Annotated in this window: 14 protein-coding genes and 2 tRNA genes; 1 reads left to right on the top strand and 15 read right to left on the bottom strand. The window is 58.6% G+C overall.

Going from position 1 to position 16,198, the window contains the following annotated elements:
• Positions 1–2: 2 nt before the first annotated feature.
• The 12 genes from rbfA to rlmE form a co-directional block, all read right to left on the bottom strand.
• Positions 3–404: a 30S ribosome-binding factor RbfA gene (rbfA, locus tag DCO48_RS17930; RefSeq protein WP_116551944.1), complete on the bottom strand. Its 402-nt coding sequence runs from the start codon at positions 402–404 to the stop codon at positions 3–5.
• 122 nt (positions 405–526) lie between these two features.
• Positions 527–3,031 (bottom strand): translation initiation factor IF-2, encoded by a 2,505-nt coding sequence (gene infB, locus DCO48_RS17925; protein WP_116551943.1) that lies wholly within the window; start codon positions 3,029–3,031, stop codon positions 527–529.
• A 26-nt stretch (positions 3,032–3,057) separates the two neighbouring features.
• Positions 3,058–4,539, bottom strand: coding sequence for a transcription termination factor NusA (nusA, locus tag DCO48_RS17920; RefSeq protein ID WP_116551942.1), 1,482 nt, complete (start codon positions 4,537–4,539; stop codon positions 3,058–3,060).
• A 59-nt stretch (positions 4,540–4,598) separates the two neighbouring features.
• The gene (gene rimP, locus DCO48_RS17915; RefSeq protein ID WP_025131411.1) at positions 4,599–5,057 is read right to left on the bottom strand and encodes a ribosome maturation factor RimP; all 459 of its coding nucleotides are present in this window, start codon (positions 5,055–5,057) and stop codon (positions 4,599–4,601) included.
• A 130-nt stretch (positions 5,058–5,187) separates the two neighbouring features.
• Positions 5,188–5,264 (bottom strand) — tRNA-Met (locus DCO48_RS17910).
• A gap of 98 nt (positions 5,265–5,362) precedes the next feature.
• Positions 5,363–5,448, bottom strand: a tRNA-Leu gene (locus DCO48_RS17905).
• A 19-nt stretch (positions 5,449–5,467) separates the two neighbouring features.
• Positions 5,468–5,854, bottom strand: a complete 387-nt coding sequence (gene secG, locus DCO48_RS17900; RefSeq protein WP_116551941.1) for a preprotein translocase subunit SecG — start codon at positions 5,852–5,854, stop codon at positions 5,468–5,470.
• Positions 5,855–5,857: 3 nt separating this feature from the next.
• Positions 5,858–6,610 (bottom strand): triose-phosphate isomerase, encoded by a 753-nt coding sequence (gene tpiA / locus DCO48_RS17895; RefSeq protein WP_116551940.1) that lies wholly within the window; start codon positions 6,608–6,610, stop codon positions 5,858–5,860.
• Positions 6,611–6,676: 66 nt separating this feature from the next.
• On the bottom strand, positions 6,677–8,017 hold the full coding sequence (gene glmM / locus DCO48_RS17890) for a phosphoglucosamine mutase (protein ID WP_116551939.1): 1,341 nt from the start codon (positions 8,015–8,017) through the stop codon (positions 6,677–6,679).
• Positions 8,018–8,033: 16 nt separating this feature from the next.
• Positions 8,034–8,885 carry a dihydropteroate synthase gene (gene folP, locus DCO48_RS17885; RefSeq protein ID WP_116551938.1) on the bottom strand — a complete coding sequence of 284 codons (852 nt, stop codon included), beginning with the start codon at positions 8,883–8,885 and terminating at the stop codon, positions 8,034–8,036.
• Between the two features lie 8 nt (positions 8,886–8,893).
• Positions 8,894–10,801, bottom strand: coding sequence for an ATP-dependent zinc metalloprotease FtsH (gene ftsH, locus DCO48_RS17880; protein WP_116551937.1), 1,908 nt, complete (start codon positions 10,799–10,801; stop codon positions 8,894–8,896).
• A gap of 211 nt (positions 10,802–11,012) precedes the next feature.
• A complete protein-coding gene (gene rlmE / locus DCO48_RS17875; protein WP_116551936.1) occupies positions 11,013–11,636 on the bottom strand; it encodes a 23S rRNA (uridine(2552)-2'-O)-methyltransferase RlmE in 624 nt (207 codons plus the stop codon).
• Positions 11,637–11,737: 101 nt separating this feature from the next.
• Here rlmE and yhbY point away from each other — a divergent pair, with 101 nt between their 5' ends.
• Positions 11,738–12,046 (top strand): ribosome assembly RNA-binding protein YhbY, encoded by a 309-nt coding sequence (gene yhbY, locus DCO48_RS17870; protein ID WP_116551935.1) that lies wholly within the window; start codon positions 11,738–11,740, stop codon positions 12,044–12,046.
• A 12-nt stretch (positions 12,047–12,058) separates the two neighbouring features.
• On the opposite strand, the gene DCO48_RS17865 is transcribed toward yhbY, so the two are convergent.
• The 3 genes from DCO48_RS17865 to carB are packed head-to-tail and all read right to left on the bottom strand — an operon-like array spanning position 12,059 to position 16,183.
• Positions 12,059–12,505: an MFS transporter gene (locus DCO48_RS17865; protein ID WP_116551934.1), complete on the bottom strand. Its 447-nt coding sequence runs from the start codon at positions 12,503–12,505 to the stop codon at positions 12,059–12,061.
• Positions 12,483–12,965, bottom strand: a complete 483-nt coding sequence (gene greA / locus DCO48_RS17860) for a transcription elongation factor GreA (RefSeq protein WP_177410623.1) — start codon at positions 12,963–12,965, stop codon at positions 12,483–12,485. Before greA ends, DCO48_RS17865 begins: the two co-directional genes overlap by 23 nt.
• Entirely contained in the window at positions 12,962–16,183 is a 3,222-nt protein-coding gene (carB, locus tag DCO48_RS17855; protein ID WP_116551933.1) for a carbamoyl-phosphate synthase large subunit, read from the bottom strand. The genes greA and carB overlap by 4 nt, the downstream gene beginning before the upstream one ends.
• Positions 16,184–16,198: the final 15 nt, after the last annotated feature.

Raw genomic sequence — 16,198 nt, 5'->3', positions numbered from 1 at the left:
GCTTACTCCTTGGTGTCCAGGGGGGCATCAGCAACCTGGTGCTGGCTGTCTTCGGCGACAGCACGCTCGATCAAGGCAGACAGGTGAGCACCGCGGGTAACGCTTTCGTCGTAATGGAAATGCAGTTGCGGCACGCTGCGCAGCTTCATTTCCTTGCCCAGTTGCATGCGCAGGAAGCCGGCAGCGCTGTTCAGCACCTTCAGGCTTTGCTTGATGTCTTCGGCGCTATCCTGGCCCATCACGGTGATGTACACCTTGGCGTGGCCAACGTCGCGGCTCACGTCGACGGCAGTGATGGTCACCAAGCCGACGCGCGGGTCTTTGACTTCACGACGAATCAGCTGGGCCAGCTCGCGCTGCATCTGATCGCCAATACGTTGGGTACGGCTATATTCTTTTGCCATGTTTTGCTACCTGTAACTAAAGCGGCAAACGCCCGGCCAGGCTTGAGCCGGACCGGGCGTTGCGTTCAGAGCCGCCAGCAGTTGCCCTGGGGCGGACTGCCAGCGGTTCCCAAGCTCGCGGCTTAAAGCGTACGAGCCACTTGGACTTTCTCGAAGACTTCGATCTTGTCGCCGACCTTGACGTCGTTGTAGCTCTTGACGCCAATACCGCACTCCATGCCGGCACGAACTTCGGAAGCATCGTCCTTGAAGCGACGCAGCGACTCCAGCTCGCCTTCGAAGATAACGACGTCGTCGCGCAGTACACGGATCGGACGGTTGCGGTGAACCACACCCTCCACGACCATGCAACCAGCGATCGCACCGAACTTCGGCGAACGGAACACGTCACGCACTTCGGCGATACCCAGGATGTTCTCGCGAACATCACTGCCGAGCATACCGGTCAGGGCTTTCTTGACGTCTTCAATGATGTCGTAGATCACGTTGTAGTAACGCATATCCAGACCTTCCTGCTCGACAATCTTGCGCGCGCCGGCATCGGCACGCACGTTGAAGCCGAACAGTACTGCATTGGAGGCCAGGGCCAGGTTGGCATCGCTCTCGGTGATACCACCGACACCGCCACCAATCACACGAACCTGTACTTCGTCGTTGCCCAGGCCGCCCAGGGAACCCTGGAGGGCTTCGAGAGAACCACGCACGTCGGCCTTGAGGACGATGTTGAGAGTCTTCTTCTCTTCCTGGCCCATGTTCTCGAAGATGTTCTCGAGTTTGCCAGCGTGAGCACGAGCCAGTTTGACTTCGCGGAACTTGCCTTGACGGAACAGCGCAACTTCGCGGGCTTTCTTCTCGTCAGCCACTACCGACAACTCGTCGCCAGCGTCCGGGGTGCCATCCAAGCCGAGAATCTCGACTGGGATCGACGGGCCGGCTTCCTTAACAGGCTTGCCGTTTTCGTCGAGCATGGCCCGTACACGGCCGTAGTTCGAGCCGCACAGGACCATGTCGCCCTGACGCAGGGTACCGTCCTGAACCAGCACGGTAGCGACCGGACCGCGGCCCTTGTCGAGGCGCGACTCGACCACGACGCCACGACCTGGCGCAGACGGCGTTGCCTTGAGCTCGAGAATCTCGGCTTGCAGCAGGACGGCTTCGAGCAGTTCGTCGACACCGGTACCCATCTTCGCGGAAACCTTGACGAACGGCGTGTCACCACCCCACTCCTCGGAAGTAACGCCTTCGACCGACAGCTCGTTGCGGATGCGATCAAGGTCAGCACCAGGCTTATCGATCTTGTTCACGGCGACGACCAGCGGTACCCCAGCAGCCTTGGCGTGCTGGACTGCTTCACGGGTTTGCGGCATCACGCCGTCGTCCGCAGCAACAACCAGGATCACGATGTCGGTAGCCTTGGCACCACGGGCACGCATTGCGGTAAACGCGGCGTGGCCCGGCGTATCGAGGAAGGTGACCATACCGCGGTCGGTTTCCACGTGGTACGCACCGATGTGCTGGGTGATACCACCGGCTTCGCCAGCAGCAACCTTGGCACGACGGATGTAGTCGAGCAGCGAGGTCTTACCGTGGTCAACGTGACCCATTACGGTCACAACTGGCGCACGGGAGAAGGTCTCACCTTCAAATTTCAGCGATTCGGCCAGGGAATCTTCCAGGGCGGTATCGCTGACCAGGGTGACCTTGTGGCCCAGCTCTTCAGCGACCAGCTGTGCGGTCTCCTGATCGAGCACCTGGTTGATGGTCACCGGAGTGCCCAGCTTGAACATGAACTTGACGACTTCAGCGCCCTTGACGGACATCTGTTGCGCCAAGTCGGAAACGGTGATGGTCTCACCGATCGACACTTCACGGATAACCGGACCGGTCGGGTTCTGGAAACCGTGGGCGTTGCGCTTCTTCGGCTTGCCCTTGCCACGGCCACCACGACGGAAGCCATCGCTTTCTTCGTCGGTGGTACGCGGAGCAGCACGCGGCGTAGGCGCCTTTTCCTTTTCCTTGACCTTGACCGATACGCGCGGCGCTTCGTTGCGGCGCTCGCCACCACGGCGTTCGTCGTCACGCGCTTTATCGCTGCGACGCACGTCGTCTTTCTTGCGCTCGGCAGTCGGCGCTGGAGCCGCTTCTACGGCTACAACAGCAGCGGCTGGCGTAGGCTGGGCGACCGGCGCTGCGGCAGGAGCAGCAGGAGCGGTCGGCTGGCGACGGTTTTCGTCGTCGCTACGCTGGCGCGCTTCGGCTTCAGACTTCTCACGCACAGCGTTTTCTGCGGCGCGGCGTTCTTCCAGCTCACGCTTCTGCTCAGCCTGGATCTCTTCCGGACTACGCTGAACGAAAACTTTCTTCTTGCGTACTTCTACGCTGATGCTTTTGCTGCCGGCAACACGCAGGGTGCTGGTGGTCTTGCGCTGCAAGGTAATCTTGCGCGGCTCTTCCACTTTCGCCTTGTGGCTGCTTTTCAAATGAGCCAGCAACGCCTGCTTCTCATTGTCGGTCACTACCTGACCGGCGTCGGTGTGCGGCAGACCTGCCTCACGCATCTGCTGCAGCAGGCGCTCTACCGGTGCAGCGACCTCTTGGGCCAATTCTTTCACCGTGACTTGCGTCATGCACTTCTCTCCTCAGGCCAGCCTACTTACTCGAACCAGTGGGCTCGGGCGGCCATGATCAACTTGCCGGCACGTTCTTCGTCGATGCCGTCGATGTCGAGCAGATCGTCAATCGACTGCTCGGCCAGGTCTTCGCGGTTAACCACGCCGCGCACCGCCAGTTCCATCGCCAGATCCTTGTCCATACCCTCAAGCGAGAGCAGGTCTTCGGCCGGATGGGCGTCTGCCAGTTTTTCCTCAGTAGCGATGGCTTTGGTCAACAGGCGGTCCTTGGCCCGAGCGCGAAGCTCGTTGACGATGTCCTCGTCGAAGCCATCGATGTTGAGCATTTCTTCCAGCGGTACGTAGGCAATTTCTTCCAGGCTGGTGAAGCCTTCGTCAACCAGCACCTGAGCCAGCTCTTCGTCGACTTCCAGCTCTTCGATGAAGTTGCGCAGGATGTCGCCGGTTTCAGCTTGCTGCTTGGCCTGGATGTCCGACTCGGTCATCACGTTCAGAGTCCAGCCGGTCAACTGGCTGGCAAGACGCACGTTCTGACCACCGCGGCCAATGGCTTGCGCCAGGTTGTCCGCTGCCACAGCGATATCCATCGCGTGGGCATCTTCATCAACGATGATCGCCGCGACTTCAGCCGGCGACATGGCGTTAATGACAAACTGAGCCGGGTTATCGTCCCAAAGCACGATATCCACACGCTCGCCACCCAGCTCGCCAGAGACGGCCTGGACGCGCGAACCACGCATGCCGATGCAGGCACCTTGCGGGTCGATACGCTTGTCCTTGGAACGGACGGCGATCTTGGCGCGCGAGCCTGGGTCGCGGGAAGCCGCCATGACCTCGATCAGGCCCTCGGCGATTTCCGGAACTTCGATGCGGAACAGCTCGATCAGCATCTGTGGCGCAGTACGCGACAGGATCAGCTGAGGACCGCGGTTCTCGGTGCGGATTTCCTTGAGCAGTGCGCGGACACGCACACCCACCCGGAAAGTCTCGCGGGAGATGATGTCTTCACGTGCCAGCAGCGCTTCCGCGTTGTTCCCCAGGTCAACGATGACGTTGTCGCGGGTAACTTTCTTCACGGTGCCGGAAATGATTTCGCCCAGGCGTTCGCGATAGGCGTCAACGACTTGAGCACGCTCGGCTTCACGCACTTTCTGCACAATAACTTGCTTGGCAGTCTGCGCGGCAATACGGCCGAACTCAATGGACTCGATCTTCTCTTCGATGACGTCGCCGACCTTGGCTTCAGGGTGCGTTTCCACAACCTTGCTCGGCCAGGTCTCGATCGCCGGATCGTCGAGATCATCTTCTTCTACCACGGTCCAGCGGCGGAAGGTTTCGTAGTTACCGGTGTGGCGATTGATTTCCACACGCAGGTCGACTTCGTCTTCAAAACGTTTTTTGGTTGCAGTGGCCAGAGCCACTTCCAGCGCTTCAAAAATTACGCCCGCCGGTACACCCTTTTCATTGGATACCGACTCAACAACCAGCAGTACTTCTTTGCTCATCGTACGCCTCGCCTTTCGCAAGCCATTGGATCCGTATGGTTCACCGGACCCGGCACGTCTCAGTCAAAACTGGGAATAATGTTGGCCTTGTCGATCATGTCGATCGGCAGCAGGAACTCGTGGTCATCTACCTGCACCACAACGTCCTGTTCCTCCACGCCGCGGAGAAGGCCCTGAAAATTACGTCGACCTTCGAAAGGCGAGCGCAGTTTAATCTTCACCTGCTCACCGACATACTTTGCAAACTGTTCAAGCGTGAACAGCGGGCGTTCCATGCCAGGAGAAGAAACTTCAAGGGTGTATTCAACGGAAATTGGATCTTCGACGTCCAGGACACCGCTGATCTGACGGCTGACGATTGCACAATCGTCCACCAGCACACCGCCTTCTTTATCGATATAAACGCGCAACATCGAGTGGCGGCCTTGAGCCGAAAATTCGATACCCCAGCATTCATAGCCTAGGGCCACGACCACCGGGGCCAACAAGGCCTGCAACTGTTCTAGCTTGCTCGACACCTGAACCCCCTTGTGCATGCTATGCAAATAAAAAATGGGCGAAGCGCCCATCCCTGATACGCCGTCTGAATGCCGGCGCTGAGAACTGATCAGCTAACAAAAAGCCCCTGAAAAGGGGCTCCGCTGAAACTGGTTGCGGGGGCTGGATTTGAACCAACGACCTTCGGGTTATGAGCCCGACGAGCTACCAGACTGCTCCACCCCGCGTCAAAGCTGGTGCGAAAGTATACGACCGAACCCAGGAAAGGGTCAATCCAACCTCCACCTACAAGAAAGCCCGCTGTAGCGGGCTGTCTTGTTTCAATTGGTACCGAGAAGGGGACTCGAACCCCTACACCCTATGGGCACAACCACCTCAAGGTTGCGTGTCTACCAATTCCACCACCTCGGCAATACTACTTTGAAACCCGTTACTTCTGCTCTTGAGCGGGAGGAACATCGCCAGTGTTAGTGGCTTCGCTCTTCTGCTCTTGGAGCACCGGTACATCATCTGTTGCCGGCTTTTGTTGCTTAACTTCCATTACCGCTGGATCTGGCAACCCTACCTGAGTCAGCTCATGAGCTTTCTCTTTAGCAAAGTATCCTAACCCAAGAGCAGTTAAGAAGAAAGAGGCAGCTAGTATAGCAGTAAACTTACTCAGAAAGGTAGCAGAACCTTGGCTTCCGAACACAGTATTTGAAGCACCTGCGCCGAAAGATGCACCCGCTTCCGCACCTTTACCCTGCTGCAGCAACACCAGCACTACCAAACCCAGTGCGCCCAACAGATGAAAAACTACAACGACTGTTTCCAGCATTTTTCAGTTTCCTGCGGCGCGACAAATTGCACCGAATTCGTCTGCGTTCAGGGACGCTCCACCAATGAGCCCCCCATCGATATCCGGCATGCCGAACAGCTCAGCCGCATTGGCCGCCTTCACGCTGCCGCCGTATAGAAGCCGCGTATTCTGCGCAACTTCTGCATTCTTTGCCGCCAGTTGCTTACGGATGGCTTCATGCACATCCTGAGCCTGCTGTGGCGTGGCCGTCAGACCTGTGCCAATGGCCCATACAGGCTCATAAGCAATCACCGCATTGGCGAAGACCTCAATACCGAGCGCGTCGATAATGCTGTCCAACTGACGCCCGACAATCTCAAGCGTTTTTTGCGCTTCACGCTCTTCTAGGGTTTCCCCGATACAGAGCACTGGCGTCAAACCACAAGCCTGGGCTGCTGCAAACTTGCGGATCAGCACGGCTTCACTTTCACCAATAATCTGGCGACGCTCCGAATGCCCAACCAACACCAGCTTGCAACCTGCATCAGCGAGCTGACTTGGTGCAATCTCACCCGTCAACGCGCCTTGCTCAGGCTCTATTGCAGAATTCTGAGCGCCTACGGCGATCACCTTGCCTACCCCTTCAATCACTTGATTGATGTACAGGCTAGGCGGGAACACCGCGACCTCAACACCGCTTGGTAGGGCTAGATCACGCAAGCCCTTGATCAGCTTAGCGACGCTATCGCGGGTACCGTGCATCTTCCAGTTACCAGCAACTATAGGGCGACGCATGCTTTACCTCGTCGGTCAAAGTGGGCGCAGATGTTACCCAACCCGATGACTACTGGCAAGCGTAAATCAAACGCAAACTTCACTTACCAGTTTTGCCAGTGCTTCGGCATGCCCACGAACCTGACTTTCGTCGTCGCCTTCGACCATTACACGCACCAACGGCTCTGTTCCGGACTTGCGTAGCAGCACACGACCACGCCCCGCCATCTCTTCGGTAACCTGCGCACAGGCCGCCTTGACGTCCGGATGCTCGATCGGGTCGACCTTGCTTGCACCGAAGCGCACATTGATCAGCACCTGGGGGCATTTACGCAGTGCCTGGCGCGCCTGGGCCAGGTTCTCACCACGGCGCTTGAGGGCCATCAGTACCTGCAACGCAGCGATGATCGCATCGCCCGTGGTGGTATGGCTGCAGCACACAACGTGGCCAGAGTTCTCCCCACCGATGATCCATTCACGCTCCAGCAGTTCGGCCATCACGTAACGGTCACCAACCTTCGCCCGAACAAACGGAATCGACAGCTCCTTAAGCGCCAACTCCAGGCCCAGGTTGCTCATCAGGGTACCGACGACCCCACCCTGCAGCTTGCCCCGCTCTTCCAGATCACGCGCGATGATGAACAACAACTCGTCGCCATCGACGATTGCACCGGTATGGTCAACCATCAGCACGCGGTCGCCATCACCATCGAAAGCAATACCCAGGTCGGCATGCCCAACCAGTACCGCCGCCTGCAGCGACTCGATGTGAGTGGAGCCACAATTCAGATTGATGTTCAGGCCATCCGGCTGTGCATTGAGCACCGTCACGTCCGCCCCGAGTTCGCGAAAGACGCTCGGCGCAACCTTGTAGGTGGCACCATGAGCGCAATCGACCACCAGCTTGAGACCAGCAAAGTCGGTACTGCTTGGCACGCTGCTCTTGCAGAACTCGATATAGCGACCTGCGGCGTCGTTGATCCGCGAAACCTTGCCCAGCTTCCCCGAATCGACCACGGTCATCGGCTGGTCCAGCAATTCTTCGATCATCAACTCGACTTCGTCCGGTAATTTGGTGCCCTGACCGGAGAAGAACTTGATGCCATTGTCGTCATGCGGGTTATGCGAGGCACTGATCACGATGCCAGCGTCGGCATGAAAGGTACGCGTCAGGTAGGCAATGGCCGGCGTAGGCATAGGCCCCAACAGCATTACATCGGCACCGGCAGCAGAGAGCCCGGCCTCAAGGGCCGATTCGAACATGTAGCCGGAAATCCGCGTGTCCTTGCCTACCAGCACCCGGCAAATGCCCGCTTTGCGGAACGCCATACCGGTAGCCCAACCCAGCTTGAGCATGAAGTCCGGGGTAATCGGGTATACCCCCACGCGGCCACGAATGCCGTCGGTACCAAAATATTTTCTACTCATAAATGCTCCGTCACTCTTATTCGGCGGCTTCTACCGCGGCAATCATCCGTACTACATCGGCGGTTTCGGCGACATCGTGAACACGCAGGATGCTCGCACCCTTGGTCACCGCCAATGCAGCCAGCGCCAGACCGCCAAACAGCCGCTCATCGACCGGTCGATTAAGCGCCTGCCCAATCATACTCTTGCGCGAAACCCCAACCAGCAGCGGCCGACCAAGGCGATGCAAGGCCTCCATGTGCTTGAACAGACTGAGGTTGTGAGCCAGGTTCTTGGCGAAGCCAAAACCCGGGTCGAGGACAATGCGCTCAGCACCAATCCCAACCGCTGCGCAGGCAGCCATCCGCGCTTGCAGATAGTTGGCCACCTCTACAGTTACATCGTCGTAGTGAGGATTGTCCTGCATGTTCCCAGGCTCGCCACGCATGTGCATCAGACACACGGGCAGGCCAGTGGCCGCCGCGGCATCCAGGGCACCATCGCGGCTGAGCGAGCGCACGTCATTGATTAGCCCGGCACCCAATCGCGCCGACTCACGAATGACCGACGGCGTCGATGTATCCACCGAAATGACCACATCCAGCTCGCGGCTGAGCACCTCGACGATGGGCGCCACGCGCTCAAGCTCTTCCAGCGCGCTTACAACCCTAGCGCCAGGACGCGTTGACTCGCCCCCCACATCGATCAACGTAGCACCCGCTGCAACCATGGCTTGCGCATGGCGCAGCGCTGCATCGCGCTGATTGAAGCGGCCGCCGTCAGAGAAGGAGTCCGGAGTGATATTGAGAATACCCATGACATGGGTACGCGAAAGGTCAAGAACCCGGTTGCCGCAAGGCAACCGGGTTGGGTACTGCTGTGAAGTCATGTCAGCCCTTAGTGTTGCGCTGCGGGCCCGCCGATTGGCGATTCCGGGCGGTCATCCTGCGCTGCCGGAGTACCCGACGCACCGGTTCCGCCATCCCAGTCACGCGGCTCACGCGGCGTACGACCCGCCATGATGTCGTCAATTTGCTCCGCATCAATGGTTTCATACTTCATCAATGCGTCAGCCATGGCATCCAGCTTGTCACGATTGTCGGTCAGGATCTGCTTCGCTGTGGCGTAGCACTGATCGATGATGCTGCGCACCTCGGAATCGATCAACTTGGCGGTCTCGCCAGAGACGCTGGCGTGCTGCGAACCGGCACTGCGCCCCAGGAACACTTCACCTTCTTCCTCGGCATACATCAGCGGACCAAGTTTTTCCGAAAGGCCCCACTTGGTAACCATGTTCCGAGCAATCTGGCTGGCACGCATGATGTCGTTGGACGCACCGGTGGTGACGCCATCGAAACCAAGGGTCATTTCTTCCGCGATACGACCACCGTACAGCGAGCAGATCTGGCTGATCAATGCGCGCTTGGACAGGCTGTAACGGTCTTCCTCAGGAAGGAACATGGTGACACCCAGCGCACGACCACGTGGAATGATCGACACCTTGTAGACTGGATCGTGCTCAGGCACGACACGCCCGACAATAGCGTGACCGGCCTCGTGGAACGCTGTATTGCGCTTCTCTTTTTCGGACATGACCATGGTTTTGCGCTCGGCGCCCATCATGATCTTGTCTTTGGCCAGCTCGAACTCTTTCATTTCCACTACGCGCTTGCCACCACGAGCAGCAAACAGCGAGGCTTCGTTGACCAGGTTAGCCAGATCGGCACCGGAGAAGCCCGGAGTGCCACGCGCAATGACCGCGGCATTGACGTTGTCGCCAATCGGCACCTTGCGCATGTGAACCTTGAGGATCTGTTCGCGACCACGGATGTCCGGCAAGCCGACCACTACCTGGCGGTCGAAACGACCTGGACGCAACAGGGCCGGGTCCAGTACATCCGGACGGTTGGTGGCAGCAATGACGATGATGCCGTCATTCATTTCGAAGCCGTCCATTTCAACCAGCAACTGGTTGAGGGTCTGCTCACGCTCGTCGTGCCCCCCACCCATGCCGGCACCACGATGGCGACCCACAGCATCGATCTCGTCGATGAAGATGATGCACGGCGCATGCTTCTTGGCTTGTTCGAACATGTCACGGACACGGCTCGCACCGACACCCACGAACATCTCGACGAAGTCCGAACCGGAAATAGTGAAGAACGGTACCTTGGCCTCGCCAGCAATAGCTTTGGCCAGCAGGGTTTTACCGGTACCTGGCGGGCCGACCATCAGCACGCCACGGGGAATACGACCACCCAGACGCTGGAACTTGCCCGGATCGCGGAGGAATTCGACAAGCTCGCCGACCTCTTCCTTGGCTTCGTCGCAACCGGCAACGTCGGCCAATGTCGTCTTGACCTGATCTTCCGAGAGCAGGCGCGCCTTGCTCTTACCGAAACTCATCGGCCCCCCCTTACCGCCAGCGCCACCCTGCATCTGCCGCATGAAGAACATGAACACGGCGATGATCACCAGGATCGGGAAACTGGCGACCAGCAACTGGGTCCAGATACTTTGCTGCTCAGGCTGTTTGCCTTCGACCACGACATGGTTGTCGACCAGGTCGCCAATCAGGCCGTTGTCCTGGATCGCCGGGCGGATGGTCTTGAAGCTGTCGCCATCGGTACGCTTACCGGTGATGACATAGCCGTCTACCGCGACGCGCTCGACCTTGCCATCCTTGACCTGCTGAATGAAGTCGGAATAGTTGAGGGTTTGCGGCTCGTTCGGGCTGGAGAAGTTGTTCATCACGGTCACCAGGACAGCAGCGATGATCAACCACAGGATCAGGTTCTTTGCCATATCGTTCAATTAGCTACCCTCTGAAGCAGGCTGAGGCGCAGCCGTGCCTCGCATGATAATCACCGGCTTAACTTACTACATTACCTACAGGTCTGCAGGCGCCGTCTGTAACCCTTTGTGAAACCTAGACTACACGATGTTCATCCAGGTCAGGCAGGACATCCGATTGGAAAAAGCTATCGGATACCCTGGAAGCTGCCGGCCTGACGCCTTACTCGCCGCGATAACCTCTCGCCAGCAAGTACTGTTCACGGGAACGATCCCGCGAAGAGTCAGGTTTGAGCATCTGGACCTTGTCGAATTTCTGACGAGCGTCCTTCAGATAGACGTCAAACCCTTCGCCCTGGAAAATCTTGATCAGGAAATCACCACCGGGCTTGAGGACCCGAGTCGCCAGATCAAGCGCTAGTTCACACAGGAACATGGCTTTAGGCATATCCACGGCAGGCGTACCACTCATATTGGGGGCCATGTCGGAAATCACAAGGTCTACGTGCGAATTACCTACAGCCTCGAGGATCTGCGCCAGGACTTCGTCCTGGGTAAAGTCGCCCTGGATGAAGGTAACATCCGGAATACTGTCCATTTCCAGGATGTCCGACGCGATCAGTCGCCCCTGACCGCCGATCAGACGACTGGTCACCTGCGACCAGCCACCAGGGGCCGCGCCGAGATCGATCACGCTCATGCCTGGACGGATCAAACGGTATTTTTCCTGGATTTCGAGCAATTTGTAGCTCGCGCGCGAGCGATATCCGTCCTTTTGCGCCTTTTTGACGTAAGGATCGTTGAAGTGTTCTTTCAGCCAGCCAAGGCTTGTCTTGGAACGCGCCATTGGGCACCTCGATGATAAGGGTCGTGATTAACTGGGCGGATCCACGGGCCCTCGGGTAAAATGGCCGCCATTTTTACAGAATCTAGACAAAGGGTCAGATTATGCCGCTCAATAACGAGCAGAAGAAACAGTACAAATCCATTGGCCACGATCTGAAACCAGTTCTGATGGTGGCAGGCAATGGGCTGTCTGAAGGCGTTCTCGCCGAACTCGAACGCGCCTTGGCCGACCACGAACTGATCAAGGTTCAGGTCAAGCTCGAAGACCGCGAACAACGCGCCGAAGTCATCGCCGAACTGTGCAAGGCCGGTCGTGCGGAGCTGGTTCAGACCATCGGCAAGATGGCGCTGATCTACCGCAAGAATCCACAGCCTAACAAGCAGCTGTCGAACATCCACCGCTACAAGTGATGTTCATCCCGTTCAGCGGCGCGCTCTGCGCGCCCTGCCCGGCACCGGCTGCAGCACCAGCAGCAGCCCGGTAAGCCCCAGCACCAGATAGCAGAACAGTTGCCAGCGCAACTGATCCGCCAGCAAGATCCGCAGCGCGAAATACACCGCGCAAGCCAGCACCGCCATCAGCAGCAACTGCCCCCGCATATCCCGCCACAGACTGCCCAGCCCCTGGGCCTGAATCAACACCAGCACCTGCAGGCCGCAACCGAAAGCCGCAAAAGCCACCAGCAACGACGCCACCAGGCTACCGATATCTTCGATCAGCAGCGGCGCCAGGCCAATCTTGCCCAGCACCGGCAGCAAACCGAAATGCAAAATCCACAGGCCGCCAACCCAGAGCACCTGGGTCAGTTGCCAGATAACCGCCGCAGCCGTAAAGCTGCGGGGTCGTTCAAACGTGGCTGACTTTGACAATCTCGTACTCGATCAGGCCGCTTGGCGTCTTGACTGCCACCGTGTCCCCCTCTTCCTTGCCAATCAAGGCACGGGCGATAGGCGAACCAACCGACAGCTTGCCGGCCTTGATGTCAGCTTCGTCTTCGCCAACGATCTGATACTTCAGACGCTCGTCGGTTTCGACGTTGGCGATTTCGACGGTGGTGCCGAAGATCACCTTGCCAGTGTGCGCGATGGTCGTGACGTCGATCACCACCGCATTCTGCAGGCGGCCTTCGATGTCGCGGATTCGCGCTTCAACCATGCCCTGCTCTTCACGCGCGGCATGGTATTCGGCGTTTTCCTTGAGGTCGCCCAGCTCGCGCGCTTCGCCAATGGCCTGGCTTAGACGTGGACGCTCGGTTTTGCTAAGGAACTCATGCTCCTCTTCCAGGGCACGATGGCCACAGACGGTCATTGGGTACTTGGTTATGCTCATGCTTCGAGTCCTGCATGCAGATCCTGCAAGCGACGCACGGTCTTTTCTGGACCGAATTTCAGCGCTTCGCAGATAGCTTCACCGGCCGCAATGGTAGTGGTGCAGTAGATCTTGTGCTGCAACGCATTGCGACGAATAGAGTAGGAGTCGGCGATCGACTGACGACCTTCAGTGGTGTTGATGATCAACGACACTTCGTCGTTCTTGATCATGTCGACCACGTGCGGACGACCTTCGGTCACCTTGTTCACGCGACGCACTTTTAAGCCAGCCGCTTCGATAATCTTCGCGGTACCGACGGTCGCGACTACTTCAAAGCCCAGGGCGATCAAGTCGCGAGCAACGCCAGCCACTTGTGGCTTGTCGTCATCACGCACACTGATGAACGCAGTGCCGCCGGTCGGCAGCACTTCGCTGGCGCCCATCTGAGCCTTGGCAAAGGCTTCGCCGAAGCTGTCGCCGACACCCATGACTTCACCAGTGGACTTCATCTCTGGGCCGAGGATCGGGTCGACGCCTGGGAACTTGGCGAACGGGAACACCGCTTCCTTGACGCTATAGAAGTTCGGGATGATTTCCTTGGTGAAGCCGATTTCCTTCAGGCTCTTACCCGCCATGACCCGCGCAGCGATCATCGCCAGGGAAGTACCGATGCACTTGGACACGAACGGTACGGTACGCGAAGCACGCGGGTTGACTTCGATCACGTAGATCTTGTCGCCCTGCAGGGCCAGCTGCACGTTCATCAAGCCGACAACACCCAGTTCCAGTGCCATCTTCTTGACCTGCTCGCGCACTTCGTCCTGCACGTGGGCAGGCAGCGAGTACGGTGGCAGCGAGCACGCCGAGTCGCCGGAGTGAACACCCGCCTGCTCGATGTGCTGCATGATTGCGCCGATCACCACGTCGGTGCCGTCGCAAACCGCATCCACGTCCATCTCGATGGCGCAGTTGAGGAAGTGATCGAGCAGCACCGGACTGTCATTGGACACCTGCACCGCTTCGCGCAGGTAGCGCTTGAGCTCATCCAGCTCGTAGACGATCTCCATGGCACGACCACCCAGCACGTAGGACGGGCGCACCACCAGCGGGTAACCGATCACGCCAGCTGCGCGAATGGCTTCATCTTCGCTGCGAACGGTGGCGTTTGGCGGCTGCAGCAGGTTCAGGCGCTGAACCATCTGCTGGAAACGCTCGCGGTCTTCGGCACGGTCGATCGCGTCAGGGCTGGTACCGATGATCGGTACGCCGGCTTCTTCCAGGGCACGCGCCAGCTTCAGTGGCGTCTGGCCGCCATAATGGACGATAACGCCCTTCGGCTTCTCGACACGCACCACTTCCAGTACGTCTTCCAGGGTCAGCGGCTCGAAGTACAGGCGATCGGAGGTGTCGTAGTCGGTGGAGACGGTTTCCGGGTTGCAGTTGACCATGATGGTCTCGTAACCGTCTTCACGCAGCGCCAGTGCGGCGTGTACGCAGCAGTAGTCGAACTCGATACCCTGACCGATACGGTTAGGGCCGCCACCCAGGATCATGATCTTGTCACGGGTCGACGGATTGGCCTCGCACTCTTCCTCGTAGGTCGAGTACAGGTAAGCGGTGTCGGTAGCGAACTCGGCCGCGCAGGTATCGACGCGCTTGTAGACCGGGAACACTTCCAGCTTGTGACGATGGCGACGCAGGTTCTTGTCGGTAATACCCAGCAGCTTGGCCAGGCGCTGGTCAGAGAAGCCCTTGCGCTTGAGGCGCAGCATCAGGTCCTTGTCGATCGAGGACAGTGCGAGGGTCTTGACCTTCTCTTCGTCCTTGATCAGGTCTTCCATCTGCACCAGGAACCAGCGGTCGATCATGGTCAGGTCGAAGATTTCGTCGACACTCATGCCCGAACGCATGGCATCAGCCACGTACCAGATACGCTCAGCGCCTGGCACGGTCAGTTCGCGCTTGAGAATACCGGCCGCGTCCGGGCTGGCCAGGTCGACTTTCGGGTCCAGGCCACACACACCCACTTCCAGACCGCGCAGGGCTTTCTGCAGGGACTCCTGGAAGGTCCGGCCGATAGCCATGACTTCACCCACGGATTTCATCTGGGTAGTCAGGCGGGCGTCAGCTTTCGGGAATTTTTCGAAGGCGAAGCGTGGCAGCTTGGTGACAACGTAGTCGATCGAGGGCTCGAAGGACGCTGGCGTGCGGCCGCCAGTGATGTCGTTCTGCAACTCATCGAGGGTGTAGCCGACTGCCAGCTTGGCGGCGATCTTGGCGATCGGGAAACCGGTCGCTTTCGAGGCCAGAGCCGACGAACGCGAAACACGCGGGTTCATCTCGATCACGACCATGCGGCCGGTGTCCGGGCAGATACCGAACTGGACGTTGGAACCGCCGGTTTCAACACCAATCTCACGCAGCACCGCCAGCGAGGCGTTGCGCATGATCTGGTATTCCTTGTCGGTCAAGGTCTGTGCTGGCGCAACGGTGATCGAGTCACCAGTGTGCACGCCCATCGGGTCGAAGTTCTCGATGGAGCAGACGATGATGCAGTTGTCCTTTTTATCGCGGACCACTTCCATCTCGTACTCTTTCCAACCGATCAGCGATTCGTCGATCAGCAGTTCCTTGGTTGGCGACAGGTCCAGACCACGGGCACAGATTTCTTCAAACTCTTCACGGTTGTAAGCGATACCGCCACCCGTGCCACCCATGGTGAAGGACGGCCGAATGATGCACGGGAAGCCAAGCTTCTCGAGCACCGCATTGGCCTCGTCCATGCTGTGGGCGATACCCGAACGCGGGCACTCCAGGCCAATGGCCTTCATCGCCTTGTCAAAGCGCGAACGGTCCTCAGCCTTGTCGATGGTGTCGGCATTGGCGCCGATCATTTCCACGCCGAACTTTTCCAGGACGCCTTCGCGCTCCAGATCCAGGGCGCAGTTCAGTGCAGTCTGGCCACCCATGGTCGGCAGCAGCGCGTCCGGACGCTCTTTCTCGATGATCTTGGCCACCGACTGCCATTTGATTGGCTCGATGTAGGTGGCGTCGGCCATGGCCGGGTCGGTCATAATGGTGGCCGGGTTGGAGTTCACCAGGATGACGCGGAAACCTTCCTCGCGCAGGGCTTTACAGGCCTGGGCGCCGGAATAGTCGAATTCGCAGGCCTGGCCGATCACGATCGGGCCAGCGCCGAGAATCAGGATGCTTTTAATGTCTGTACGTTTTGGCATGGGTTGTCACTCAAA

Source organism: Pseudomonas sp. SDI (genome assembly GCF_003105155.1).
Classification (GTDB): Bacteria; Pseudomonadota; Gammaproteobacteria; order Pseudomonadales; family Pseudomonadaceae; genus Aquipseudomonas.
This window is presented reverse-complemented; position numbering and strand designations above follow the sequence as displayed.